The organism is Hahella sp. CR1, from assembly GCF_029813005.1.
GTDB lineage: Bacteria > Pseudomonadota > Gammaproteobacteria > Pseudomonadales > Oleiphilaceae > Hahella.
Map to the genome: position 1 here is coordinate 1 of NZ_JAPELK010000016.1, position 26,047 is coordinate 26,047.

The 26,047-nt window shown below is 54.5% G+C and carries 22 protein-coding genes; 10 read left to right on the forward strand and 12 right to left on the reverse strand.

All coding sequences use genetic code 11. The features are described 5' to 3' along the window. Window positions 1-88 precede the first annotated feature (88 nt). The 3 genes from eno to ONV78_RS27385 all read right to left on the reverse strand — a co-directional run bounded on the left by eno (window position 89) and on the right by ONV78_RS27385 (window position 4,133). On the reverse strand, window positions 89-1,384 hold the full coding sequence (gene eno / locus ONV78_RS27375; RefSeq protein ID WP_279507737.1) for a phosphopyruvate hydratase: 1,296 nt from the start codon (window positions 1,382-1,384) through the stop codon (window positions 89-91). A 132-nt stretch (window positions 1,385-1,516) separates the two neighbouring features. Then, window positions 1,517-2,362 (reverse strand): 3-deoxy-8-phosphooctulonate synthase, encoded by an 846-nt coding sequence (gene kdsA, locus ONV78_RS27380; protein ID WP_279507738.1) that lies wholly within the window; start codon window positions 2,360-2,362, stop codon window positions 1,517-1,519. A 142-nt stretch (window positions 2,363-2,504) separates the two neighbouring features. Next, window positions 2,505-4,133, reverse strand: a complete 1,629-nt coding sequence (locus tag ONV78_RS27385; RefSeq protein WP_279507739.1) for a CTP synthase — start codon at window positions 4,131-4,133, stop codon at window positions 2,505-2,507. 169 nt (window positions 4,134-4,302) lie between these two features. On the opposite strand from ONV78_RS27385, the gene ONV78_RS27390 reads away from it, so the two are divergent. Then, complete coding sequence (locus ONV78_RS27390; protein WP_279507740.1) at window positions 4,303-5,301, forward strand: hypothetical protein; 999 nt, start codon at window positions 4,303-4,305, stop codon at window positions 5,299-5,301. Between the two features lie 9 nt (window positions 5,302-5,310). Here ONV78_RS27390 and tilS read toward each other — a convergent pair whose 3' ends face one another. From tilS to ONV78_RS27410, 4 genes are all read right to left on the reverse strand, one after another. Then, complete coding sequence (gene tilS, locus ONV78_RS27395; protein ID WP_279507741.1) at window positions 5,311-6,648, reverse strand: tRNA lysidine(34) synthetase TilS; 1,338 nt, start codon at window positions 6,646-6,648, stop codon at window positions 5,311-5,313. Further along, window positions 6,632-7,585 carry an acetyl-CoA carboxylase carboxyl transferase subunit alpha gene (gene accA / locus ONV78_RS27400; protein ID WP_216738516.1) on the reverse strand — a complete coding sequence of 318 codons (954 nt, stop codon included), beginning with the start codon at window positions 7,583-7,585 and terminating at the stop codon, window positions 6,632-6,634. Before accA ends, tilS begins: the two co-directional genes overlap by 17 nt. Before the next feature lie 102 nt (window positions 7,586-7,687). After that, window positions 7,688-11,164 (reverse strand): DNA polymerase III subunit alpha, encoded by a 3,477-nt coding sequence (dnaE, locus tag ONV78_RS27405; RefSeq protein WP_279507799.1) that lies wholly within the window; start codon window positions 11,162-11,164, stop codon window positions 7,688-7,690. A 109-nt stretch (window positions 11,165-11,273) separates the two neighbouring features. After that, a complete protein-coding gene (locus tag ONV78_RS27410) occupies window positions 11,274-11,801 on the reverse strand; it encodes a TlpA disulfide reductase family protein (protein ID WP_279507742.1) in 528 nt (175 codons plus the stop codon). A 149-nt stretch (window positions 11,802-11,950) separates the two neighbouring features. Between ONV78_RS27410 and arsC the strand changes: the two genes are divergently transcribed. From arsC to ONV78_RS27430, 4 genes are all read left to right on the forward strand, one after another. Then, on the forward strand, window positions 11,951-12,307 hold the full coding sequence (gene arsC, locus ONV78_RS27415) for an arsenate reductase (glutaredoxin) (protein WP_279507743.1): 357 nt from the start codon (window positions 11,951-11,953) through the stop codon (window positions 12,305-12,307). A 33-nt stretch (window positions 12,308-12,340) separates the two neighbouring features. Then, window positions 12,341-12,961: an NAD(P)H:quinone oxidoreductase gene (wrbA, locus tag ONV78_RS27420; RefSeq protein WP_279507744.1), complete on the forward strand. Its 621-nt coding sequence runs from the start codon at window positions 12,341-12,343 to the stop codon at window positions 12,959-12,961. A 28-nt stretch (window positions 12,962-12,989) separates the two neighbouring features. Beyond that, window positions 12,990-13,358: a DUF2069 domain-containing protein gene (locus ONV78_RS27425; RefSeq protein WP_164887343.1), complete on the forward strand. Its 369-nt coding sequence runs from the start codon at window positions 12,990-12,992 to the stop codon at window positions 13,356-13,358. A gap of 89 nt (window positions 13,359-13,447) precedes the next feature. Next, window positions 13,448-15,232 (forward strand): GspE/PulE family protein, encoded by a 1,785-nt coding sequence (locus tag ONV78_RS27430; RefSeq protein ID WP_279507745.1) that lies wholly within the window; start codon window positions 13,448-13,450, stop codon window positions 15,230-15,232. A gap of 9 nt (window positions 15,233-15,241) precedes the next feature. Here the strand turns inward: ONV78_RS27430 and ONV78_RS27435 are convergent, their stop codons facing one another. After that, window positions 15,242-16,318, reverse strand: coding sequence for a DUF3080 domain-containing protein (locus ONV78_RS27435; protein ID WP_279507746.1), 1,077 nt, complete (start codon window positions 16,316-16,318; stop codon window positions 15,242-15,244). A 130-nt stretch (window positions 16,319-16,448) separates the two neighbouring features. After that, the gene (locus ONV78_RS27440; protein WP_279507747.1) at window positions 16,449-17,969 is read right to left on the reverse strand and encodes an aldehyde dehydrogenase; all 1,521 of its coding nucleotides are present in this window, start codon (window positions 17,967-17,969) and stop codon (window positions 16,449-16,451) included. A gap of 204 nt (window positions 17,970-18,173) precedes the next feature. On the opposite strand from ONV78_RS27440, the gene ONV78_RS27445 reads away from it, so the two are divergent. From ONV78_RS27445 to ONV78_RS27460, 4 genes are all read left to right on the forward strand, one after another. Continuing rightward, on the forward strand, window positions 18,174-19,082 hold the full coding sequence (locus ONV78_RS27445; RefSeq protein ID WP_216738444.1) for a helix-turn-helix domain-containing protein: 909 nt from the start codon (window positions 18,174-18,176) through the stop codon (window positions 19,080-19,082). A gap of 153 nt (window positions 19,083-19,235) precedes the next feature. Further along, complete coding sequence (locus tag ONV78_RS27450; RefSeq protein WP_279507748.1) at window positions 19,236-21,251, forward strand: endo alpha-1,4 polygalactosaminidase; 2,016 nt, start codon at window positions 19,236-19,238, stop codon at window positions 21,249-21,251. A gap of 171 nt (window positions 21,252-21,422) precedes the next feature. Next, window positions 21,423-22,094, forward strand: coding sequence for a response regulator transcription factor (locus tag ONV78_RS27455; protein ID WP_279507749.1), 672 nt, complete (start codon window positions 21,423-21,425; stop codon window positions 22,092-22,094). Between the two features lie 33 nt (window positions 22,095-22,127). Further along, window positions 22,128-23,564 carry an ATP-binding protein gene (locus tag ONV78_RS27460; RefSeq protein WP_279507750.1) on the forward strand — a complete coding sequence of 479 codons (1,437 nt, stop codon included), beginning with the start codon at window positions 22,128-22,130 and terminating at the stop codon, window positions 23,562-23,564. Window positions 23,565-23,722: 158 nt separating this feature from the next. Here ONV78_RS27460 and mtnC read toward each other — a convergent pair whose 3' ends face one another. The 3 genes from mtnC to ONV78_RS27475 are packed head-to-tail and all read right to left on the reverse strand — an operon-like array spanning window position 23,723 to window position 25,604. Next, window positions 23,723-24,424, reverse strand: coding sequence for an acireductone synthase (mtnC, locus tag ONV78_RS27465; protein WP_279507751.1), 702 nt, complete (start codon window positions 24,422-24,424; stop codon window positions 23,723-23,725). Next, window positions 24,424-24,981, reverse strand: coding sequence for a cupin (locus ONV78_RS27470; protein WP_279507752.1), 558 nt, complete (start codon window positions 24,979-24,981; stop codon window positions 24,424-24,426). The genes mtnC and ONV78_RS27470 overlap by 1 nt, the downstream gene beginning before the upstream one ends. Next, window positions 24,978-25,604, reverse strand: coding sequence for a methylthioribulose 1-phosphate dehydratase (locus ONV78_RS27475; protein ID WP_216738449.1), 627 nt, complete (start codon window positions 25,602-25,604; stop codon window positions 24,978-24,980). The genes ONV78_RS27470 and ONV78_RS27475 overlap by 4 nt, the downstream gene beginning before the upstream one ends. Window positions 25,605-25,781: 177 nt before the next feature. Between ONV78_RS27475 and ONV78_RS27480 the strand changes: the two genes are divergently transcribed. After that, window positions 25,782-26,036 (forward strand): hypothetical protein, encoded by a 255-nt coding sequence (locus ONV78_RS27480; protein WP_216738450.1) that lies wholly within the window; start codon window positions 25,782-25,784, stop codon window positions 26,034-26,036. Window positions 26,037-26,047: the final 11 nt, after the last annotated feature.

The window sequence follows — 26,047 nt, forward strand, 5'->3', positions numbered from 1 at the left end:
CTTTTTTAAGAAAAGTTTTTACCATCCCCATCAGCCGATCCCTAACAATAAAAAAGGAGGGCATTCGCCCTCCTTTTTTGAACAGCTTTTATCCCTGCCCCTTGATCTCTTTCAGGCCACGATAAGGCGCGCTGCCAGCCAACTCTTCTTCAATCCGCAGCAAGCGGTTGTACTTCGCTACGCGATCTGAACGACACAATGAGCCAGTTTTGATTTGCCCTGCACTAGTAGCAACAGCCAAGTCTGCAATAGTCGTATCTTCCGTTTCACCTGAACGATGAGAAATTACGGCTGTAAAGCCCGCGTCCTTCGCCATTTTAATAGCATCCAGCGTTTCAGACAGACTGCCGATCTGGTTGAACTTGATCAGGATGGAGTTGGCGATGCCTTTATCAATTCCCTGCTTCAAGATCTTGGTGTTAGTCACAAACAAGTCGTCGCCCACTAACTGCACTTTGTCTCCCAGCTTTCTGGTCAAAGCCGCCCAGCCATCCCAGTCACTCTCATCCATCCCATCTTCGATAGAGACGATGGGATAACGTTGAGACAAGTCACCCAGGTAGTCAGCAAACTCTTCAGACGAGAAAACTTTACCTTCACCGGAGAGGTTATACTGCCCTTCTTTGTAAAACTCAGAGGACGCGCAGTCCAACGCCAAGGTCACATCAGAGCCAAGTTTATAGCCAGCCTTAGTGACAGCCTCTTCAATCGCAGCCAGCGCCGCTTCATTAGATGGCAAATTGGGGGCGAAGCCACCCTCATCTCCGACAGCCGTATTCAGACCTTTGTCGTGCAGGACTTTCTTCAGGTTATGAAAAATTTCGGCGCCAACACGCAGCGCTTCACTGAAGCTGGCCACTCCCACTGGCTGAACCATGAACTCCTGAATATCGACATTATTGTCTGCATGCTCACCGCCATTGAGAATATTCATCATTGGCACAGGCATAGAGTACTGCCCAGACGTACCATTGACGTCGGCAATGTGCGCATAAAGAGGCACGCCTTTTTCTTGCGCAGCCGCTTTCGCCGCAGCCAAAGAGACAGCCAGAATCGCATTTGCGCCCAGATTGGCTTTATTTTCAGTGCCATCCAGCTCAATCATAATACGATCCAGTTCACGCTGCTCCCTCGCATCCTTCCCTATCAAAGCGGAACGAATGGAAGTATTAACTGCATCGACCGCCTTCAACACGCCTTTACCCATGTAACGCGCAGGATCTTTATCGCGCAACTCCAAAGCTTCGCGAGAACCCGTGGAGGCCCCTGACGGCGCGCATGCGGAACCAACAACGCCAGACTTCAGCACCACATCCGCTTCAACGGTGGGATTACCGCGAGAGTCAAGCACCTCTCGGGCGCGCACATCTACTATTTCCGCCATATCTCAATTTCTCCTGTAACAGTTGGTAATGTTTCGGAATCAATAATTATTGTGGTTATTACAGTCATCGGAAGCGCCTTACGACCCGCCACGAGAGGCAATCGTTTCAGCGCCACGACAACTCACCCTTCCTCACGCAGTATCAATATTGGGAAATTGTTTGACCATATCGTCCAGCGCTTTCATTTGCGCCAAAAACGGTTCGAGCTGGGACAAGCGCAACGCACAGGGGCCATCGCATTTGGCCACATCAGGATCAGGATGCGCCTCCAGGAACAACCCCGCCAAGCCAACAGCCATTCCTGAACGAGCTAACTGCACAACTTGCTCTCTACGACCGCCAGCCGAACTAGATAGCCCACCAGGCATTTGCAAAGAGTGCGTCACGTCAAAAAATACCGGGTAGCCAAATTGCTTCATAATGCCAAAGCCAAGCATGTCGACCACTAAATTGTTATATCCAAACGAGGAGCCACGCTCACAAAGAATCAACTGATCATTCCCTGCTTCCTCACACTTGCTCAGAATGTGCTTCATTTCTTGTGGAGCCAAAAACTGAGCCTTCTTGATATTGACTGGGCGCCCTGTCCTCGCCATTGCAGCCACAAGATCAGTCTGACGGGACAAGAAAGCTGGCAACTGAATAATATCAGCCACTTCCGCTACAGGCTGCGCCTGATGCGGCTCATGCACATCCGTAATGACAGGAACATTAAATGTGCGTTTGATTTCTTCGAAGATTTTTAGGCCGTCATCCAGACCCGGACCACGGTAGGAATTGATTGATGAACGGTTGGCTTTGTCGAAAGAGGCTTTGAAAACGTATGGGATGCCCAGCTTCTGGGTAACTTTTACATAGGATTCTGCGACTTGAAGAGCCAGATCACGCGATTCCAGCACATTCATACCGCCGAACAGAACAAAGGGACGATCGTTTGCGATATCAATACCGCCCACTTTCACAGTTCTAGTTGACATGTATTCAACCTTATTGTTGAGCATCCCCATCTAACGCCCGGGGTTGCATTGGGCCATAAAATGAAAAGGCCGCTATTTTAGCAAAAGCGGCCTCTCAAATAACCCTCAACTTTTGTTCATGGAACAAAATGCATGGAACCGCCTATTTTTCGACAGCATTCTCCAAAGCTGCGCGAACAAAGCCTTCAAACAGTGGATGTCCATCACGGGGCGTCGACTTGAACTCAGGATGGAACTGACAGGCCACGAACCATGGGTGATCTTTTACTTCAACCACTTCCACCAAAGAACCGTCCTGAGACCAACCCGCTACCTGCAGGCCAGCTTCCTCCAACCTTGGAACAAGATTACCGTTCACCTCATAGCGGTGACGATGGCGCTCTTGAATTATGGACTTACCATAACATTCGCGCACTGTGGAGCCTTCAACCAACTTACATTCCTGTGCGCCCAGGCGCATGGTTCCGCCGAGATCGGAAGCTTCATTACGCTGCTCGGTTTTGCCGCTCGCATCCTGCCATTCAGTGATCAAGCCTACAACCGGGTGAGCGGATTTGGGATTAAACTCAGTACTGTGGGCGTCTTCCATACCCGCCATATGGCGAGCATATTCAATTACCGCAACCTGTAATCCCAAGCAGATACCTAAATATGGGATTTTATTCTCACGAGCATAACGGACTGTTTGGATCTTGCCTTCCACGCCCCGCTCACCAAAACCGCCTGGCACCAAAATCGCGTCTACGCCTTTGAGCAAATCAACGCCTTGCTGGTAAACCTGTTCGGAGTCGATGTAACGAATATTCACCTTCGTCTTATTACGAATACCCGCATGCTTCAACGCCTCAATCAAGGATTTATAGGCGTCCAGCAGCTCCATGTACTTGCCAACCATGGCGATGGTGACTTCATGTTCAGGGTTGGCTTCATTGTCGACGACATTCTGCCACTCACTAAGGTCAGCCGCGCCGCATTCCAGCCCGAAACGCTCCACAATAATCTCATCCAGTCCCTGGGCATGTAGCATCATGGGAATAGAGTAGATGGATTTGGCGTCTTCCAGAGCGATAACCGCACGCTCTTCAACGTTAGTGAACAGCGCGATCTTGCGACGGGAAGACTGATCAATACTGTGCTCAGAACGGCATACCAGAATATCCGGCTGCAAACCAATCGAGCGCATCTCTTTAACAGAGTGCTGGGTCGGCTTGGTTTTCACCTCGCCGGCGGTGGCGATATAGGGCACCAGTGTCAAATGCATAAATAGCGCACGCTTGGAGCCTACTTCCACTTTCAGCTGACGAGTGGCCTCAAGGAACGGCAACGATTCGATGTCTCCCACTGTGCCGCCGATTTCAACCAGCGCCACATCCGCATCGCCAGCGCCTTCAACGATCCGGCGCTTAATTTCGTCAGTAATATGCGGAATGACCTGTACGGTGCCGCCCAAATAATCGCCGCGACGCTCTTTGCGCAACACGGTTTCATATACGCGACCAGTGGTGAAGTTATTACGCTTGGTCATGGTCGTGCGGATAAACCGCTCGTAGTGGCCAAGGTCGAGATCCGTTTCCGCGCCGTCTTCGGTGACGAAGACTTCTCCGTGCTGGAAGGGGCTCATGGTGCCCGGGTCCACGTTGATGTAAGGATCCAGTTTCAGGATGGTGACTTTTAGTCCGCGTGCTTCAAGGATAGCGGCCAATGATGCGGATGCGATGCCCTTCCCCAAGGAAGAAACAACCCCACCTGTGACGAATATATAGCGCGTCATGCAAAACCCGTTGGTGTAACAGATGTTAATCGGAAAGGAGGGAGATATTCATCTCAAAGATGGGACGCCAGAATAACAGAAACAGGGGGGTATCTCAACGAATGATGCGATGAATTCCCCGGATTGACAACGACGCATCCTGCCGCCGCGACCAGCTAAAAAGCGCGTTATGGGCAAACGCCCCGGCTGTTTCCAGTCCAATGGCTATACTTCAACTATGGCTGGCTCGAACTCAAAAAATCAATCCGCGACAAAATGCGTCACTGCGACGTCACGACCTTTTCGTTTCACATTGCAAGCGACTGGGGCGATTCTCTTGCTGTCACTTTCACTTTTTGCAGAGGCGTTAGAAGTAACTAAAGTAAGATATCCAGTTCCTGAATCCGAAATGGACCTTCGATATGAGTATCCGAGGCAGCTGCTAAAGCTGGCCCTGGAGGAGACGCTCAGCTCTCACGGAACCTATACAATAGAAGACGCAAAAATCAGGGCATCCCAGACTCGCAACGAGATATTCCTGCGCCAGGGATTCAACATCGATATCATTTGGAGACCTGAGAACGGCTCATTAGATGACAACTTCCTCCCCGTTCGCATTCCCATACTAAAAGGCGCTCTGGGATATCGTGTATTTTTGATTCGCCAATCCGATCAAGGTCGCTTTCACGCCATCAAGTCCCTAAATGAGTTAAAAACCCTGACCGCCGGCTTTGGCCATGACTGGCCCGATGTTCATGTACTCAAGGCGAACAGCATCCCACTTGAACTCTCCTCAGATTACGAGACGCTGTTCAAGATGCTCATTACCGAAAGGTTCGATTATTTTCCTCGGGGTATAAATGAAGCATGGGATGAATACGAGCAACGCCATCCGTTTCTTCCAGAATTAAAAGTGGAAGACTCCATTCTCATGTATTACCCCCTGCCCGTTTATTTTGTTGTGAACAAGTCAAACAAGGATCTCGCGCAGCGCGTGGAAACCGGTCTACAGAAGGCGATTGCAGACGGCAGCTTTGATCAGCTTTTCTTTTCTCATCATCAGAGCATGCTGGAGAGAGCCAATCTTAGCGGCAGAAAACTATTCGTTTTGGACAACCCTTATCTGCCGGATTCCACGCCGAAAGGGAGCCAATATTGGCTTAAAGTGGGCTTCAATCAGACACAGTAGAATTACGAGCTAGAGGATTGGATGGAGCGCCGGCAGCCATGCATTTTCCGAAGCGACGAATTGCTCCGCTATGCCGTAACTCCCCACCGCAGCCAGCTCATCATTGAAATAAATCAACGGAATGCTGTCCCGTCGCCACGGAGGAATGCCCTGCTCCTGCAACCATTTTTTTAAAGGACAGGAACCACCGCGCCCCTTGGGTCGAAAACGCTCCCCTCCACGACGAAATCGAACAATTACCGTTTCATCGGTTGTAGGTTGACGCAGCCCCTCGGTAGCGGGCTCAGCCATCAGCCTCCCAACAGGGGTCAACAATGCCTCAGCCAGAGGCCAGACCACTTCGTACTCCGATGGAGGCGCATCAATCCTTTCCGTGATATATAGCTTCCCATCGTGCCGACGCAAAACGCTTTCGCCTAATGGATAGCATGGCTGACGGGAGCCTTCTGCATGAAGCATCTGCGCCAGAATTTCGACCAGATCGCCTTCAGATGGCGTAAAGCCGGCGGTTTGCAGCCAGTATCGCAGCGCATTTTTTCTGCGATGAGGCGACAAACCTGATAACACAGCAAGCTCCAACTCGTCCGCACTTATTGATTCGCCCTGTAAATCCATCTCCGCCAACTCATCCAACAGATTCGCGGCTTCCGACATACGCCGGCCGGTCTCGGCGATCATCGCCACAGCATTTCGCCATCGCGCGCTCATTGGCCGAAGTATGTCATTACGAAGAAAATTTCTATCAAACACGGCGGCGACGTTACTTTCATCCTCCACCCAACTCAATCCCCAGCGTTGCGCCAGCGCTTCCAGCTCCGAGCGAGTGAAGCCAAGCAAAGGCCGTCTCAGCATGCCTTTGCCCAAAGAGCGCTGACCAGGGATGCCAGCCAGCCCTTTCACACCATGTCCTTTTAGCAGCCGAAACAGGATAGTTTCAGCCTGATCATTCTGATGATGGCCCTGCAACAACACCGCTCCCGCACACTCATTCAGATAATGCTCGAATACGATATAACGGGCCTCTCTCGCAGCCGCCTCAAGACCATCGCCATTCATCGCCACGCTCACGGGATGCGCATGGCATCTTATGTCCACACTCCGACATTCCTTCTGACAATGCTCCATCCAGGCGTCGGCATTCGGGCTGAGTCCATGATGCACATGAATCGCTTCAATATGCGCCTCTGCAGGCCAAACGCGCCGCGCAGCATGCAGCAGCACGCTGGAATCCAGGCCGCCGCTATAGGCGATATACAAACGGGAAAAGTCAGGCAGGCCGCGCAGGGCCGAGAGAAGACGCCGCTCGATTTCAGCGGCGTCATGGGGAGTCTTAGAGGAAGCGCTCATAGGAGGTCAGGCGTTTATACCGCTCTGCGACCAGCTCCTCGGTATCCATTTCCAGCAACTGGCTTAGAGAATCTTTCAGAGCCGCTTTGATATGACCAGCCATCAGTTCAGGGTTGCGATGCGCACCGCCCAGAGGCTCATCCAGCACCTTGTCCGCAAAGCCCAGCTCTGCAAGACGCTTGGCCGTAATGCCCATCGCTTCCGCTGCGTTGGCGGCGTACTCAGCATTTTTCCACAGAATGGAGGCGCAGCCTTCTGGAGAGATAACGGAATAAGTGGAATATTGCAGCATGATCAAGCGGTCGCAAACGCCAACCGCCAGAGCGCCGCCGGAACCGCCCTCACCGATGACCGTTGAGATGATCGGCGTCTTCAAGCGGGACATGACCGCCAAGTTAAATGCAATCGCCTCGCTTTGACCACGCTCTTCCGCCCCGATGCCCGGATAGGCGCCCGGGGTATCAATGAAAGTCAGAATCGGCATTTTGAAGCGCTCGGCCATTTCCATCATGCGTAACGCCTTGCGATAACCTTCTGGGCGCGGCATGCCGAAGTTACGCTTCACTTTCTCTTTGATTTCGCGACCTTTCTGATGTCCGATGATCATAACGGGCTCATCATCCAGTCTGGCGATACCACCAACGATAGCCTGATCGTCAGCGTATTTACGGTCGCCATGCAATTCGTCGAAATCTTCGAAAATCATCCGCACGTAGTCCAGCGTATAAGGACGCTTGGGGTGACGGGACAGGCGGGAAATATCCCAAGAGGACAGATCCGCAAAAATATTTTCCGTGAGCGACACGCTCTTGGACTTCAGACGGTTGATCTCGTCAGTGATATTCAACTCACTGTCGTTACCAACCAGACGCAACTCCTCTATCTTTTCCTCCAGCTCAGCGATCGGCTGTTCGAAGTCGAGATAGTAAGGGTTCATCTGCTTTTCATGCTTACTCATAGTTTTTCTTGCTCGGCTATGTCTCTTGAGCTTGAGCTGGCGCGCATGTCATTCCATGCCTTGCCGGATACAAGCGAGGGATCAACTGTAGCGCAGTTGCACCCGCTCCTTGCCCAACAAATATCGCAGCCCCTGAATCAATTCATCGCTTGGATTAACCCGCCAATCTTCCGCCAGACGCAGTCTGGTGCGGGCGGTTTCCGTTTCATAATTGATCAAAACCGGGCAGCCCTCGGCGCGATGTTCTCCCAAAACGCCGCCCAGTTCGTCAATAAAGCCGTTATTAAAGTCTTTTTCGTGTACAAAGAGAATAAGCTCTTTGGCGAACTTCAATCGTGCTTGACCAATGTCCGAAGTCAATTTCGCCCGGACAGAAAGCCCACCAGAGTAGTCATCTTCGCCAACAACGCCCTCCACAACCAGAATGCGGTCGTTGTGCAGCATTTCTTTGGCTTGCTCGTAGGCGTCGGAGAAAAAAGTCACTTCAATACGGCCGCTACGATCATCCAACGTAGCAAAACCGATATATCCGCCGCGTTTGCTCTTCATCGTGCGCACCGCCACCACCAGACCCGCCACATTTTGCGGGCTCTTGCCGGGACGCAACTCCGAAATGGGCGTACGCACGAATCGGCGCACTTCCTGCTCATATTCATCAAACGGGTGGCCAGTCAGATACAGGCCCAGAGTCTCCTTCTCTAATTTCAGACGCTCCTTATCGCTCCACTCCTGCATGCCTTCCGTCGCGCTGTAGGGATTCGGATCGGTTTCCGGCACCACCTCGCCGAACAAGTCCAGCATACCGGCGTCTTCATTACGGGAATGTTGATCCGCGCGACGGACTGCTTCATTGATGGAGGCCATCATACGGGCGCGGTTTGGCCCCAGCTTGTCCATCGCGCCTGAGCGGACCAGCGCTTCCAAAGCGCGCTTGTTGACCCGGCGTAAATCCACTCGCTGACAGAAATCGAACAGGTCGCGGAAGGGGCCACCTTCTTTGCGGGCGTCCAGAATGCTCTGCACAGGGCCTTCACCCAGCCCTTTTACGGCGCCCAAGCCATAGACAATGCGATGCTTATCGTCGACGGTGAAGGTATAACTACTGTTGTTAACGTCCGGCAACACCAAATCCAGTTTCATACGCCGGCACTCTTCCACCAGCGTCACCACTTTATCGGTGTTCTGCATATCCGCAGTGAGCACCGCCGCCATGAACGGCGCTGGAAAGTGACACTTCAGCCAGGCGGTCTGGTAGGACACCAAAGCGTAGGCGGCGGAGTGGGATTTGTTAAAGCCGTAACCCGCAAACTTTTCCACCAGGTCGAAGATCTTTTCCGCCAGATCCTGCCCAATCCCCTGATTAATGCTCCCCTCTACGAAAATCGCCTTTTGCTTGGCCATCTCCTCGGGTTTCTTTTTACCCATGGCTCGACGCAGCAAGTCCGCGCCGCCAAGCGTATATCCCGCCATCACCTGAGCGATCTGCATGACCTGCTCCTGATACAGGATGATGCCGTAGGTGGGCTGCAGGACGGGTTTCAATGATTCCAGCTGATAATCCGGATGCGGATAGGCCAGTTCGGCGCGTCCGTGTTTACGGTTGATAAAGTCGTCAACCATGCCTGACTGCAGCGGCCCCGGGCGGAACAGGGCCACAAGAGCGATGATGTCTTCAAAACAGTCCGGCATCAGACGCCGGATAAGTTCTTTCATACCGCGGGATTCAAGCTGGAACACCGCAGTGGTTTCACCATGCTTGAGCAGATTGAAGGTCGGCGCGTCATCCAGCGGGATAAAGTTGATATCCAGCGGCGGCTCGCCTTTTTCCGCCTGCTGGCGGTTAATGATATCCACCGCCCAATCAACGATGGTCAAGGTACGCAGCCCCAGGAAGTCGAACTTGACCAGACCTGCCGACTCTACGTCGTCCTTATCGAACTGAGTCACCAGACCCGAGCCGGTTTCATCACAGTACAAAGGCGCAAAGTCCGTCAACTTGGTGGGCGCAATCACCACCCCACCGGCGTGCTTACCGACGTTACGGGTGACCCCTTCCAGCTTGCGCGCCATTTCCCAGATTTCCGCCGCTTCTTCATCCGTGGACAGATATTCCCGCAGCGGCTCTTCCTGCTCATAGGCCTTGGCCAGAGTCATGCCTACTTCGAAGGGGATCAGCTTGGACAGGCGATCGCCCATGGAGTACGGCCGCCCCTGCACCCGCGCCACGTCCCTCACTACCGCCTTCGCCGCCATGGTTCCGAAGGTGATGATCTGGGACACCGCATTACGCCCATAGGCTTCGGCCACATAGGCGATAACCCGGTCGCGGCCTTCCATGCAGAAGTCGACGTCAAAGTCCGGCATCGACACCCGCTCTGGGTTCAGGAATCGCTCGAACAGCAAGTCGTAGGCGAGAGGATCCAAATCGGTGATTTTTAGCGCATAGGCCACCAGAGAGCCGGCGCCGGACCCCCGTCCCGGTCCTACCGGCACGCCGTTGTTCTTGGCCCACTTGATGAAGTCCATAACGATGAGGAAGTAGCCGGGGAACCCCATCTGGGTGATGATATCCAGCTCAAACTTCAGCCGATCATAATAGCTTTGACGTTTACTCTCGTACTGAGGGTCGTCTTGTTTGAAAAGCGTAGCCAGTCGCTCCTCGAGTCCATCTTCCGAGACCTTGATGAAAAACTCATCAATGGTCATGCCTTCTGGAATGGGATAGTTCGGCAGGAAGTATTTACCCAAGCGCAAGCTGACGTTACAGCGCTTGGCGATTTCCACCGTATTCTCAATCGCCTCGGGAATATCCGAGAACAGCTCGCACATTTCCTCCGCCGACTTCAGGTATTGCTCTTCACTGAAGCGGCGCTCACGACGCGGGTCGTCCAAAGTGCGGCTTTCGTGGATACAGACCCGCGCCTCATGGGCTTCAAAGTCGTCGCGCTCAAGGAAATGCACATCGTTAGTGGCGACAACCGGGCAGCCGGTTTCCATCGCCAATTCGACAGAGGCATGCACGCACTCTTCGTCATTAATCCGACCCGTGCGTTGCAGTTCCAGATAAAACGCATCCGGGAACATTTCCATCCAAAAGGCCAGCCGCTCGCGCGCCAGCTCCGGTTTGCCCGCCAACAACGCCTGACCGACTTCGCCGTATTTGGCGCCGGACATCGCCAACATGCCTTCCGCCTGGGCGGCGATCCAGTCTTTCTTCAGAATGGCGCGACCATGGGACTGGCCTTCAGTGAAGCCGCGGGATATGAGCTCCGTCAGGTTGCGGTAGCCGGTTTCATTGCGGGCGAATAACGTGAGTCGAGATGGAGCCAAGGGGTCGTCCAGGTTTTCAACCCAGACATCAGCGCCGACAACCGGCTTCACGCCTGCGCCCGACGCCGCTTTGTAGTACTTGACCAGACAGCACATGTTGGACTGATCGGTCACCGCCACCGCTGGCATCCCCATTTCGGCCAGCTTTTTAACTAAAGGTTTGACCTTTACCAGTCCGTCAACCAGAGAAAATTCTGTGTGAATGCGTAAATGAATAAAATCGCCCATCGGGCCTTTATCTCCAGTTTCTTCGTGCAACACGGCTTTCAGATCCGCGCTAGCCAACAATTCTCAGTAAAGTCACAAATTCTTAAATATAGACGCCAATTGGCGGCGATTATTGTGGAATAGCCGACAAAATCGCATTTTTCGTCTGTGCGCCGATCATCTCGCGCTGCACCTTGCCGTCATGAATCAACAGCGTGGTCGGCAACACCTTGGGGATTTCCACTTTCCAATGACGAGTCGGTTCGCCTTGCAAAACCGGGAAGTTAATGCCCATTTTGTCGATGGTTTTGGTCAGCGCCTCCCCGTTGTGGCCATCATAATCCACCCCCAGAACAATGACGCCGGGATGTCTATTTAGCTCATTCAACTCAGGAATTTCAACCTTACAGGGGCCACACCACTCCGCCCAAAAATTCAGAATGATCCACTGCCCGCCCAGATGATCCAGATTGATTTCTCCACCATCCGCCAGCTTCACCACAGTCGTCAGCGGCGCATCGCCTTTGTCTTCCGAACAGCCCGCCAGTAACGCCAGCAGGGCTCCTGCGATCAGCGCTTTGAATATGACCTGACGTATGGTCGAGACGCCACTTGCGATGACTTGAAACAGTCCGAGGGTAATTTGACGGGCGATCAAAATGGTTCTCCAAGTAATACGCTGACCGGCATTCTACACGAAAAAAGCGGGGGAAATGGGAGTCTGGCCTTTCCGTCATTGAAAGTGTTAGAAATGCGTTCCACAGATGCTTAAACTTGCCCCCTTACTGCAACAACAGGAAACCGACGATGAGTAAAAGCGCCCTCACTATCTGGCATAACCCACGCTGCTCAAAATCCCGGCAGACACTGCAAATTATTGAAGACAGCGGCGTGGAGCCCACCGTAGTGAAGTACCTGGAAACGCCCCCCAATGCTGCAGAGCTGAAAGCGGCCTTGGCCAAGCTCGGCATTTCCGCCAGAGACCTGTTGCGTAAAGGTGAAGAAGAATACAAAACTCTTAACTTGGCTAACGCCGACTTGAGCGAAGACGCCTTGATCGATGCAATGGCGGCCCATCCCAAACTGATCGAACGCCCGATCGTCATCAAAGGCGATCGCGCAGTCCTGGGCCGCCCGCCGGAAAACGTCAACGAACTGCTGTAATTAGTCCATCTATCTATATAGAAGAAGGAAACCATGAAGTCAGCGACCGACTCCCCTTATCTACTGGTGCTCTATTACAGTCGTAACGGCGCCACCCGCGTGCTGGCGCAACATATCGCCCGCGGCGCGGCGCAAGTATCAGGCATGGACGTGCGCGTACGCACGGTGCCTCCTGTGTCCGCGGTCAGTGAAGCGACAGCCCCTGCAATTCCCGAAGAAGGCGATGTTTACTGCACCCTGGAAGACCTGGAAGGTTGTAGCGGCCTGGTCATCGGATCGCCGACCCGCTTCGGCAACATGGCGGCCCCTTTGAAACACTTTCTCGACCAGACTGGCTCTCTATGGCAAGCGGGAGCTCTCATCGATAAACCCGCCGCTGCTTTCACCTCCACCAGCAGCCTTCATGGCGGCCAGGAAACGACCCTGCAGACCATGCTGACGCCTCTGCTACACCACGGCATGCTATTAGTTGGCCTGCCTTATACCGAGTCCGGCCTCAGCGAAACACGAGGGGGCGGCTCACCCTATGGCGCAGGCCACTGGTCTGGCTCCGATGGCGCCCGTCGTCCGGACGAGACGGAACTGCAATTGTGTCGGGCTTTGGGCCGCCGGGTGGCGGAACTGGCGCACAGACTGGCTATCACCAAGGCTTGAAACCTACCGCGAAAACTGGAGATTAACGTTGTCCCTATCGCAAAAAGTTAAAATCGCCCGTTCCACAGTGACGGCGAGCTATCTGATCCTGACCCTTTTGGTGCTGTTCAGCACCTGGCAGAGCATTTCTCAAAATACCGAAACCTCATGGCTGTTGATTGTCAGCGTCAAGTGTCTGCCGCTGCTGGCGTTTTTTCCTGCGGTGTATCTGGGCCATGTGCGCGGCCTGATCTGGTTATGCTTTGTGCTCTGCCTATACTTTATAAGGGCCGTCGGCGATTACGCAGCGGGACAGAATTTAATGATCAGTGGCGCTCTCGCCGTAATGAGCGTTATCCTGTTCAGCACCATACTGTGTTTTATTAAATGGAACGCACAAGCGCGCCGCGCCGCCTGAATCGGGCGTCCAGGCCGCATTGACAGCGATGTCGGCGGCTTGGGGCGGGCAACTCACTTTTTCGGAATAGACAACAGTAAAATAAGCCAATGAGCATCGCCGCCTCCGCACAACCCCAATGGCTGACCACCGTCGACATCATTAAGCGTCTGGTGCGTCTGAAACGGATCACTCAGGAAGAAGGAGAAAAGTTCCTGAGTTCTCCCCGCAGTAAAAGCGAACTGGCCCTTCACCCTATCGAGCAGGTCGTCAACTCCGGCCTGATTGATCACAATTCCGGCAAAGCCTTTGACCTGGAGGAGTTATCTTCCTGGCTGGCGAAGGAAGCGGGGCAACCCTATTTCCACATCGACCCTCTGAAAATAGACGCCCGCGGCGTGGCCTCCCTGATGTCCTTCGCCTATGCGCAACGTCATCGCATCCTGGGCGTGGAAATTCACAAAGATCACGTGGTGATCGCCAGCGCCGAGCCCTTTGTCACAGGCTGGGAAGACAACCTGCGCCATGTCGTCCGTAAAGACATCAAACGGGTCGTCGCCAACCCTGCGGATATCCGCCGTTTCACGGTTGAATTCTATCGGCTCGCCACGTCAGTGGACAAAGCCGTAGGAGGACGCGGTGAGACCTCCGCCGCTATCGGCAATTTCGAGCAGCTGCTAGAGCTGGGCAATGTCGCCAATCCTGACGCCAACGACCAGCACATCGTCAATATCGTGGATTGGCTGTTGCAGTACGCCTTCGATCAGCGCGCCAGTGATATTCATATTGAGCCCCGACGCGAGATTGGTCAGGTGAGGTTCCGTATCGACGGCGTGCTGCACAACGTTTATGAGCTACCCATGCAGGTGTCCATGGCTGTGGTGAGCCGGCTGAAAATACTGGGACGCCTGAATGTAGCGGAAAAACGCAAACCCCAGGACGGCCGCATCAAGACCAAGAATCCGGATGGCCTGGAAATCGAATTGCGTCTTTCCACGCTACCCACCGCCTTCGGCGAAAAGCTGGTCATGCGGGTATTTGACCCGGACGTATTACTACGCTCCTTCACCGACCTGGGTTTCGGCCAGGACGACAGCCGTCGCTGGAACTCCATGACCTGCCAGCCCAATGGCATCATTCTGGTGACGGGGCCTACCGGCTCGGGCAAAACCACCACCCTTTATTCCACGCTGAAGAGTCTGGCCACATCGGAGGTCAACGTCTGTACGATTGAAGACCCCATCGAAATGGTGGAGCCCGCCTTCAACCAGATGCAGGTGCAAAGCGGCATTGGCGTGACTTTCGCCAGCGGCGTCAGAGCGTTGCTGCGACAAGACCCCGACATCATCATGGTGGGCGAGATTCGCGACCTGGAAACGGCGGAAATGGCGATCCAGGCGGCGTTGACCGGTCACTTGGTGCTCTCCACGCTGCACACCAACGACGCCCCCAGCGCCATCACCCGTCTGCTTGAGCTGGGCGTACCCGGCTACTTGGTGAAAGCCACGGTATTGGGAGTCATGGCGCAGCGTTTGGTGCGAGTGCTGTGTCCTAACTGCAAAGAGCCCACCACGATTGACGATAAGGACTGGCAGAATCTGATCCAGCCCTGGAAAGCCTCTAAACCAGATCACGCCTGCGCTCCGGTAGGATGTCTGGAGTGCCGCAACACCGGCTATCGCGGACGGGCGGGCGTTTACGAAGTCATGCTGCTCAGCGAAAGCGTGAAAGAGTCTATCAATGAGCAATGTGACCTGGAGCGCATCCGTAAAGTGGCGGTGAAGGAAGGCATGCGCACGCTGCGCCTGAGCGGCGCGCAAAAAGTGGCCAATGGCATGACCACGATTGATGAAGTGTTACGGGTCACGCCGTCATCCAGTCTGGCGATACTCTGACGCCATTATTTACCGGCTTCCGGGCGCCAACCCGCATTGCGCCAACATCTCCGTCCATATCGCCGCATGCGCCGCGGCGTTGTGGCGGAATTCCCACCACAGACTGAACTCCCCTTCCTGCAAGTAGCGCCGTGCGAAATCCCGCAACGCCGCTGACCGATCTCCTTGCAATTGTTTATAAGAGCGCTGCAAGGGCGGCAGCCAGTCACGACGCGCCTTTTCCAGCTGCGCCAGATACGGCTGCACCCGGGCGCTGTAGATATTGACCAGCACATTTTGCAGGATGCGGCTACGTTCTGTAGGAGCCCCGTTCACACAGAGCGGCCGCTCCGCCAGTCGGCGGCGCAACCCTTGGACTATCGCGCCCATTTCCGCAGAAGCTTCTTCCGCAGAGAAAAGCAGCCGTCCCACCATCGGATACGTCAGCAAGCGACGATTCAGCGCCTCCAGACTATCGGCGTCCAAACCGGGCGACTCCGGCCGCGCCGACCACTCGGCCAATGCGGATAACGCCAGACTCAGTTCCGCCCAGTCGCCAGCCTGAAAGTCCAGGTCGAAGCCACCTTCTTTCTGCGACATTAGGGCTTGCCATTCCGGCCCGGCCCAGGTTGCGTTCCAAGCCACATCGCCAATCTCATCGCGTTTACTCGCCAGCGCGCCACGCAGCTCTAGGGCGAGATCCGCCTCTTCGTCTTGCGCCTCAAGCGTCGTCAGACAGGCATCGCCCAAGCTCAAAAACTGCTGCTCATATAGCCACTTCTGACTGGCGGGCATCATCTTGCCTAGCGAACTATTACGAAAGCCCACCAGCCGGTTCAACTCACAGCCGGTAAGTCCCAGGAAATCCAGTAAATTGATCTTCAGCTCGGCGACGTCCCTCAGCAGCACTTTGCTGCGAGGATAAACCGCAACGGGAAGCGTACGATCAGCGGTAGGAAAGTCAGTGTCTAACACCCGCTCCAAGCGATCACGGTAATCCTGAAATAATTCAGCGCTGGTGTCAGGGGGACCTAGGCAGGCGGTCAGCGATAGCATTGCAAGCAGCGTCAGCGTAGCCGCCCATAATCGATGAGAAAAAACGAACATGAAAAAAAGCGGCCACTCCGATTGCCCTGTCAGTATCGAAATTGTCGGCCGCAAGCAGTCTGAAAGTCCAGCCCTCAGGTCAAGGGCTTAGGGGAGTTCGCGCATCCTGCCGCAAATCCCCTGTCTGTATTTAGAAAAAGCCTAAGGGGTTGATGTCATAACTCACCAGCAGATTCTTGGTTTGCTGGTAGTGCTCCAACGCCACCTTGTGCGTTTCCCGGCCAACGCCGGATTTCTTGTAGCCGCCAAAGGCCGCATGCGCCGGATAGTGGTGATAACAATTAGTCCACACCCTGCCCGCCTTGATTTGCCGCCCCATCCTGAACGCCAGATTGATATCCCGCGTCCACACGCCCGCGCCCAGCCCATACTCAGTGTCATTGCCGATGGTCAGAGCTTCCTCCTCTGTTTTGAAAGTCGTGACGCCGACCACCGGGCCAAAGATCTCCTCCTGAAACACTCTCATGTCATTGCCGCCTTTCAACAGGGTCGGCTGGATGTATAAACCGTCCTGCAAGTCGCCGCTCAGTTTTTCAACCCCGCCGCCCAACAGCACTTGCGCACCTTCTTTGCGGCCAATTTCGATGTAACTCAGAATTTTATCGAACTGCTCCTGAGAGGCCTGCGCCCCCACCTGGGTGTCGGTATCCAGAGGGTTGCCGCGCTTAATGGTTTTGGTGCGGTCAATGACTCTGCCGATAAAGTCGTCATAGATTGACTCATGAATCAGCGCCCGAGAGGGACAGGTGCACACTTCTCCCTGATTGAAAAACGCCAGCACCATGCCTTCCACGCATTTGCTGATAAAAGCCTCTTCCTGACGCATGATGTCCGCAAAATAGATGTTAGGAGACTTTCCACCCAGCTCCACGGTGGAAGGAATAATGTTTTCCGCCGCGCACTTCAGGATATGCGAACCAACCGGGGTTGAGCCGGTGAAGGCGATCTTGGCGATACGCTTGCTGGTGGCCAGTGCCTGACCCGCTTCCGCTCCCCAGCCATTGACGATATTCACCACGCCCGGCGGCAACAGATCACCGATCAACTCCATCAACACCAGAATTGAAGCAGGCGTCTGCTCCGCAGGTTTCAGCACCACGCAGTTGCCCGCCGCCAGGGCTGGCGCCAGCTTCCAGGCCGCCATCAGGATGGGAAAGTTCCAGGGAATAATCTGCCCCACTACGCCCAGCGGTTCATGGATGTGATAGGACAACGTATTGGCGTCGATTTCCGCCAGCCCGCCCTCCTGAGCGCGAATACAGCCGGCGAAGTAGCGGAAGTGATCCACCGAGAGGGGGATATCCGCCGCCAGAGTTTCCCGCACCGGCTTACCGTTATCCCAGGTTTCCGCCACCGCCAGGATCTCCAGATTTTGTTCCATGCGGTCAGCAATTTTAAGCAGTAGATTGGAGCGCTCCGCCGCCGACGTCCGCCCCCAGGCGTCTTTGGCCTTATGCGCCGCATCCAGAGCCAGATCAATATCCTCCGCACTGGAACGGGGAATTTCGCAGAACTTCTTACCATTAACCGGAGAGATGTTGTCGAAGTAGCGACCTTGTACAGGCGCCGTCCACTCGCCGCCAATAAAGTTCTGGTAGCGGGCTTTAAAGTTAACCAAGGCTTTATCGTGACCGGGCTGTTCGTAAATCATGCCGTTATCCTCTCTGTTTTTGTTATGGCTACTTGTCGTTATGGACAGCGCCTGCCAGGCGCGGCGGTACTACCGCCATGGAACCACTTTAAACCTCTGGACAGCGGCTCTGCTTATCTGTTAGTACATATCTGTTGCCTGTGAGTCCACGGGCGATGAAGTCTGCTGGTTACTCCAAAAATAAAAACATGACGGGTGACAGAGGTGACAAGAGCAATAGCCATTGCAGCCCGCGAGCCACGCGAGCTGATAGAAAACAGGGTATCTTTCGCCGGCCCCAACTCGGAGTTGAGCGTCTACGACACCTACCTGCCCGCGCAAAGCGTCGGCCTGTCGGCGGACGAACTGCTTTATTGCGGCATGATCAGCGGCCGTAAAATTCTGCACGGTCGCGACGACTACACGGCGGAGTTTCTGCCGCAGGAATCCTTCGTGATGGCCCCCGGCGAAACCATCAGCATAGATTTTCCCGACGCTGAGCTGGACCGCCCGACGTCCTGCCTGACGGTAGAGATCTCGCGCACACGGGTGGACAGCATCTGTTCGCATATGAACAAAGTGGCGCCGCTGCATAAAGACTTTGAAGAATGGCGCTACCGCACAGAGACGTTAATCCATACTCCCCATACTCAGGCCACCCAGGCGCTGCTTGAGAGAATGATCGCCACGTTCAGCGAAAACGGACCAGACCGGGATATCCTGATCGACTTGGGCGTCAGCGAATTAGTGGTGAGGATGCTGCGCCAGCAGACCCGCGCCTTCTTACTGGGCGCCTGCGAACGTCAGCCCGACATTAATGGGTTGGCCGCCGCCCTCAGCCATATCCAGAAACACATCACGCAGCCCCTGGATATTGATCAGCTCTGCAAAATCGCCTGCATGAGCCGCAGCCGTTTCTTCGCTGAATTCAAAAGCCATTTTGGCTGCGCTCCCTCGGAGTTTCAGCAGCAATTAAGACTGCAACGCGCCGGCGAGCGCCTGCGCCAGGGAGAATCCGTCACCCGGGTCTGTTTCGATCTGGGATATCGCAACCTGAGCCATTTCAGCCGACGATTTCAGCGACAGTATGGGCGCAGCCCCAGCCAGTATCAGAAGCAGCTAACCTCCACCTAAAAACACGACAAAAAGTTCAGTTTTTGTTCAGAGCAAAAATCAGGCAATCATAATGTTCCGGTAAGTTTCTCCTGATTAGGATGAAATTGGCTCACTCATAAAGTGAGCCAGTCTTCCTACTTAACTAATAATTAGAACCTCAGGAGATCAGCAATGACCCAGAAGTTATTCGGTCCTTACATTTCCGCCAATCCGCCCTTCGCCCGCAGGCGCCTGCAACCCGCACTGGCTGCGGCGACGCTAGCCTGCGCATTGGGTCTCACCGCCTGCAACTCCGACGCAGGGACTCGGGATAATGAGACAAAAGCAACCAACAGCAGCTCTGCCTCCAATGCAGGATCGCAAAACACCGCCAATATCTGGCGTCCCAAACCGGGAACAACCTGGATGTGGCAGCTGCAAAACTACGGCTCCATGAATATGAACCTGGATGTCACCGCCTACGACATTGACCTGTTCGAAGGCAGCGGCAGTGGCTCCAACAGCCTGATTCGTCAATTGAAGAACAAAGGCAAGCGCGTAATTTGTTACTTCAGCGCCGGCACCCGCGAAGACTGGCGTCCCGATGCAGATCAATTTGCTCCTGGCTCGGTGATCGCAGATGGCGGCATGCAGGACTGGCCCGGCGAAACCTGGTTGAACATCGGCAATAAATCCGCTCTGGAGCAGACCATCAAACCCATTATGGAAGCGCGGCTGGATTTGGCCCGAGACGCGGGTTGCGACGCCGTCGAGCCGGATAATGTGGACGGTTACACAAACCGGGATGAAACCCATGGCGCCATCAGCGCCGCGGATCAGTTGGCCTACAACAAGTGGCTGGCGGAAGCCGCACACGCCCGTGGCCTCAGCATTGGACTAAAAAATGATGTCGACCAGTTACAGGCGCTGGCTCCGTATTTTGACTTCGCCGTCAATGAACAATGCTACGCCTGGGGCAATGAGTGCGTTGCATACGAAAATACCTTCCTCAGCGCCGGCAAAGCCGTATTCAACCAGGAGTACTATAAAAAAGGCGAGGAAGGGATCATCACTAAAGAGCAATTCCTCGGCAACGCCTGCTCCTACTTCGTCAGCGCAGGCATTTCCGCACTTTGGCGGCAAAGTTTCGAGCTGAACGGCGGAACCAGCCTGTCCTGCCCCGGCGCAGTAGATCCTGGCGATGATGGGGATGACGACGGAGGCGATAACGGCGGAGATACTGGTGGCGACGACGGCGACAATGGAGACAATGGCGGCGATACCGGTGGCGACGATGGCGACAACGGGGACAACGGGGACAACGGCGGCGATACCGGTGGTGACGACGGCGACGACGGGGACAATGGCGGTGATACCGGTGGCGACGATGGAGACGACGGCGACACCGTTGGCGATATCTGGAATCCAACGCCAGGAACAACCTGGATGTGGCAACTGCAGCGTTATGGCTCCATCAACATGGACCTTGACGTGGACGCCTACGACATAGACCTGTTTGAAGGCAGTGAAAACGGCTCCAACAGCCTCATTCATCAGTTGAAAAACAAAGGTAAGAAAGTCATTTGCTACTTCAGCGCAGGCACCCGCGAAGATTGGCGTCCTGACGCCAACCAGTTCACCGAGGATTCTGTAATCGCTGACGGCGATATGGACGACTGGCCCGGCGAAACCTGGTTGAACATCGGTAACCAAACGGCTTTGGAGCAGACCATCAAACCCATCATGGAAGCGCGACTGGATCTGGCCCGTGACGCAGGCTGCGACGCCGTCGAGCCGGATAATATGGACGGCTACGACAACCGCAGCGAAACTCACGGTGAAATCAGCGCCGCGGACCAGCTGGCTTATAATATCTGGATCGCACAGGCGGCTCACGCCCGTGGTCTCAGCGTGGGTCTGAAGAACGACGTCGGTCAGGCGGAAGAGCTGGTGGCTTACTTCGATTTCGCCGTCAATGAGCAATGCTTTGCGTATGAAGAGTGTGAGGCATATGAAGATACCTTCCTCAACGCCAATAAGGCTGTGTTCAATCAGGAGTACTACACGGACGGCGACGACGGGGAAATATCCAAGCGTCGTTTCCTGCGCAAGGCTTGTCCTTATTTCGAAAGCGTGGGCATTTCCGGCCTGTGGGCGAAGGGTTACAGTCTGAACGGGCGTAACGTCGTCGCCTGTGAAAGCAATTAATCAGACAGCTAATATAGAAGGATACTATTAGCTTGAAACAACCGAGCCTGCGCCGGGCTATTAACATGTCAATGTAGTCGCCATGTTGATAAAAATTGAGGCGGAAGGGCGCAGGGACGCGCCCGACTCATCCGGGCGAACGCCCCTCACAACAGGAAGCTAGTCCCTTTTATGCGTTTACTGGTCATTGAAGACGCCGACATTTTACGCCAAAGCCTGGTCATCGGATTGGGCGACGCCGGTTATGTGGTCGACGCCGCCGCAGACGGCGAGGAAGGCTTATGGCTCGCCAGCGAGCAATCCTACGATTTGATTATTCTCGATATCATGCTCCCACGCATGAACGGCTTTGAATTGCTGGACCGTCTGCGCACTCTCGGCGCTGACAGTCTGGTGCTGATGCTGACCGCCAGGGACAATGTTGAAGATCGCGTACTGGGCCTGCGCAGCGGGGCCGACGACTATTTAGTGAAGCCTTTTGATTTCGCTGAATTGTTGGCGCGCATAGAGGCTTTGTTACGCCGTCGTGCCGGTTGCGCCAGTAATCTGGTGGAAATCGGTGAGCTGACCATTAATTTACACAGCAAACAAGTCAACGTCAGTGGCGTTCCAATCACCCTCCCGCCTCGCGAGTATACGCTGCTCGAATGTCTGGCTTTGAATCGTCACCGTGTGGTGTCCCGACAGGAAATCGAACACAAGATCTATGACGACAAAATCGAACCAATGAGCAACGTCGTGGATTCCGCCATTTCCAGCCTGCGAAAAATGATTGATCACAAAGACCGTCCTTCGTTTATCCTTACCCGCCGGGGACATGGCTATCAGATACGCCAGTCATAACCATCGACGCTCAATTTCCAAACGTTCAATACGATGAAATCCATCCGTTTCACCACCACCTGGATGACCTTCGTAGGCGTCAGCCTGCTGGGGCTGGCCCTGTGCTCCGCCGCCTATCTGGTTGCGCGCAAGATTCTCATCGACAACTTTGATCGCGACCTGCTGCTGGAATTTCAAAATGTCGCCAGCGTCGCCCGAGTCTGGCCGGACGGCGACTTCTACATCGATATCGACTTTGACGTGGCGACCCAGTACAACGCTGGCGGCTCACGCATATTTCAAGTGTGGAGCGCAGACGGCAAAGAGATCGTTGACCAATCTCCTATGCTGGAGGAGGAAAATCGCCGCCTGTCCTATCCTCCCCGCCCTGCGGATAAAAAACCCTACTTTTTCGATCTGCAGGACAAGCATTCTGCGCGAGCCATTTTTCAAAAAGTCGACGCGCAATGGGGATGGATCGAAGAACAACCGGATCTAAAAGTGCCGGAGCACGTACAAGGCATGCAAGTGCAGCTCCTGGTTGTCCGGGAACGCACGTCCCTCGACCAGTCTCTCTCTCTGCTGCGCAACTGGATGCTGGCCATTGCGGCTATCCTGCCAGCGCTGACGTTTCTGATTGTTTATCTCACCATCGGCCGCGGACTAAAGCCGTTACGAGAGCTCGCCACCAAAGTCAGCGCTATTCGCTCCAGCGGGGAAAAACTGGAAGCCGATCTACATTGGCCGCAAGAAATCACGCCGGTTGCAGAGACCCTAAACGCCTTACTGAAACGACTGGATTTCACCCTGCAACGGGAGCGCCGTTTCACTTCCGACGCTGCTCACGAACTGAGAACCCCGCTGGCGGAATTACGCATCGCCACGGACATCGCCCTGCGCGCCCAGCAAAATCAAGAACGCCTGCTGACAGCGGTGCGTCACGCCAACCACCTATCCCACTCCATGGCCAACCTGGTCAACTCCATGCTACTCCTGGCCCGCTTCCAATCGGGATCGAGTAAACCAGAAAGCGCGCCCATCGACGTCGCCGCCTTGTTCGACGAACAACGCCAACGTATATATGGGCTGGCCAAGAAGCGAGGGCTGGCGGTGCAAGCGCAAGCGCCAGAGACGCTTGTCATAACCAGCGACAAAGGCCTGCTCACCACTATCATGGCCAATTTATTCACGAATGCGGTGGAATACGCGCCGCTGGAATCCACTGTCACCCTGACCCTGTCCGCCGCCCCCAGCGGATTCGCCCTGGAGACACGCAACGCCGCGCCGGACCTGACACAAGAAGACCTTGAGCGCTTATTCCATCCCTTCTGGCGCAAAGGCGAATCCCGCAGTCAGCGCGACCACTACGGACTCGGTCTGGCCATCGTACAGGAAGCCGCCGCCTGTCTTGCTTTGAAGTTGGATGTAACCCTGGAGAAAGAAAACGTACTGCGTATTCGCGTCAGCTCACGCATAACGGAAACAATTTAGCGACGAAGAAAAGAGTGTCACCAAAGCCAACTTCTCGTTAAAGAGAGAGCCTTAGATTAGAAGTCATCAATAAGGTGAATTAGGGACTGATAAGATACGAATGGTAGCGAGGAAGCGGGAAGAAGCGAGAGTGCGACGCCTCTCGCTTCTTATTATACTCAGGCAGGTTTAATCACCAGATCAGCAAAGCTGGCGACCGCCGGATAAGCTTCCTGACGCTCGATGCCTTCGCCTCTCACCAACTGGCACACCTGCAACTCGGCTTCCGCGGCTGCACTGAGTTCAGCCGGCACATCGGAGAGAAACAACACGCTGGATGCAGGCTCCGACACCTCACGCACAATCGCCCGATACGAGTCAGCTTCTCGTTTGCCGCCGACGCGCGTATCAAAATAGCCGCTAAACAACGGCGTCAAATCGCCCGCCTCGGAAAAACCGAAAATCTGCTTCTGCGCCGCAACTGAGCCAGACGAGTACACGAACAAGCGTATACCCAGCTCACGCCAATGACGTAAACGCTCGGCCACTTCCGGGTAGACATGTCCTTTGTAGGCGCCTTCGTCATAGCCTGCGCGCCAGATCATGCCTTGCAACGCCTTCAGCGGAGTAATTTTCTTGTCTTCCGCAATCCAGTCCAGCAGCTGTTTGATCAGCGCATCAGGACTTTTGCGATCAACGCCGCTCAGGCGAGCGACCTCATCCAACTGCTCCGCAACGGCAGGCGCGGAGAAATTTTCCCGGATAAATGCGTCCATATGCTTGGCGGCATAGGGGAACAACACCTCATGCACAAAACTGATGCTACTTGTTGTGCCTTCAATATCCGTGACGATAGCTCTGATACCGTTAAACTCAGCCATTACGCCGCCTCGATAAGTTGCTCAAAACGAGGCGCTTTCAAAGCGATTTCGTCGCCCGTAAACTGCGCCACCCAGCCCTCAGGGTTGGTGAACAAACGCACGCAGGTGAACTCCGGCGCCGGGCCCATATCAAACCAATGCCTGATTCCGTTAGGAACACTGATCAGGTCATTCTTGCGGCACAGCACGACATAGACCTTGTCATCCAGGTGCAAATAAAACAGGCCTTGACCGCGCACGAAAAAGCGCACTTCGTCTTCACTGTGACGGTGCTCGTCGAGAAATTTCTTACGGAAATCATCTTTTTGCGGATGAGTTGGGGTCAGGCTGACCACGTCCGCCGTGGTGAAACCATTTTCCGCCTTCAACTTCTCCACTTCCGCCTGGTACGCCGCCAGAATTGAATCCGGCGTAGCGCCCTCTTCCAGCTCACGGGTGGACCAACGCTCAAAGCGAATGCCCACTTCGTTCAACTGGCGGGAGATCTCCGCGCCATCTTCGGTAAAGACCAGGGGTTGCGAAAAATCGTTATCGTTGTATATACGCAGGCTACTCATGACTTGATCCTCATCATTTCCAATTCACAGGCTAGCAGGAATTCCATGGCTTCCACATGACGCAAACATTCCGCCATGGTCTCTCCCCAGGTATACATACCGTGGCCGCGAATCAGGTAACCGGGACAATCTGAATGCTCTTTCAGATACTCCACCGACAACGCGGACAACGCTTCAATATCCTGAGTGTTATCAAATATGGGAACGACACAGCGCCCTTCGTGGGTGTATACGCCACGGAAGGCTTTTTGGAGTTCGTAATCTTCAAATACGATCTCCGTATTGGGACGCAACGCGCGGGAAAGCACCGTGGCGTTCACTGAGTGAGTATGCAGCACCGCGCCGACATTGGGTTTCAAGTCATAAATAACGGTGTGCAGCAGCGTTTCCGCTGAGGATTTCATCTGACTGGCCACCGCCCGACCCTGCAGGTCCACGACCATAATATCCTGGGCCTGCAGACGCCCTTTGTGCTTACCGGATACCGTGATGGCGATGTTGGCGTCGTCGATGCGCGCGGAGTAATTGCTGCTGGTGGCGGGAGACCAGCCGGCGCCGTACAAAAACTTGCCGGCCTCAATGATTTCCTGCGCGCGAAGGGAAAATTTATGCAAATCAAACACAGTGGGTCCCCCTGAAATAATTGGCCGGTATTATAAGCGCCTCCGCCCTGCATTTCTAAGGTTTCATCGGCTTTCCGCTCATCTATATGAAGCGACGCGGCGCTGCTAACATAGACAACACACAGTCGGCGTGTTTGCATAGTCGGCTCCACGGCTAATCACAGTGAGGAACTCAGGATGAACATTTCAGCGGAATTGAGCTTTTACCCCTTCACAGACGATTTTAAACCGCCCGTTCTCGACGTTATCAAGCACTTAGAACAGCAACCCGGCGTGGACGTCCACCCTAACCGCATGAGCACTCAGGTCTTTGGTTCTTTCGACGATGTCACCGCCGCCATTAACGCCACCATGCGCTGGTCGTTCGAGCGCTATAACAGCTGCGTCTTCGTCACCAAAATCATGAACAGCGACCGTAGCCCCAAAGACTGACCCTGCGAGAC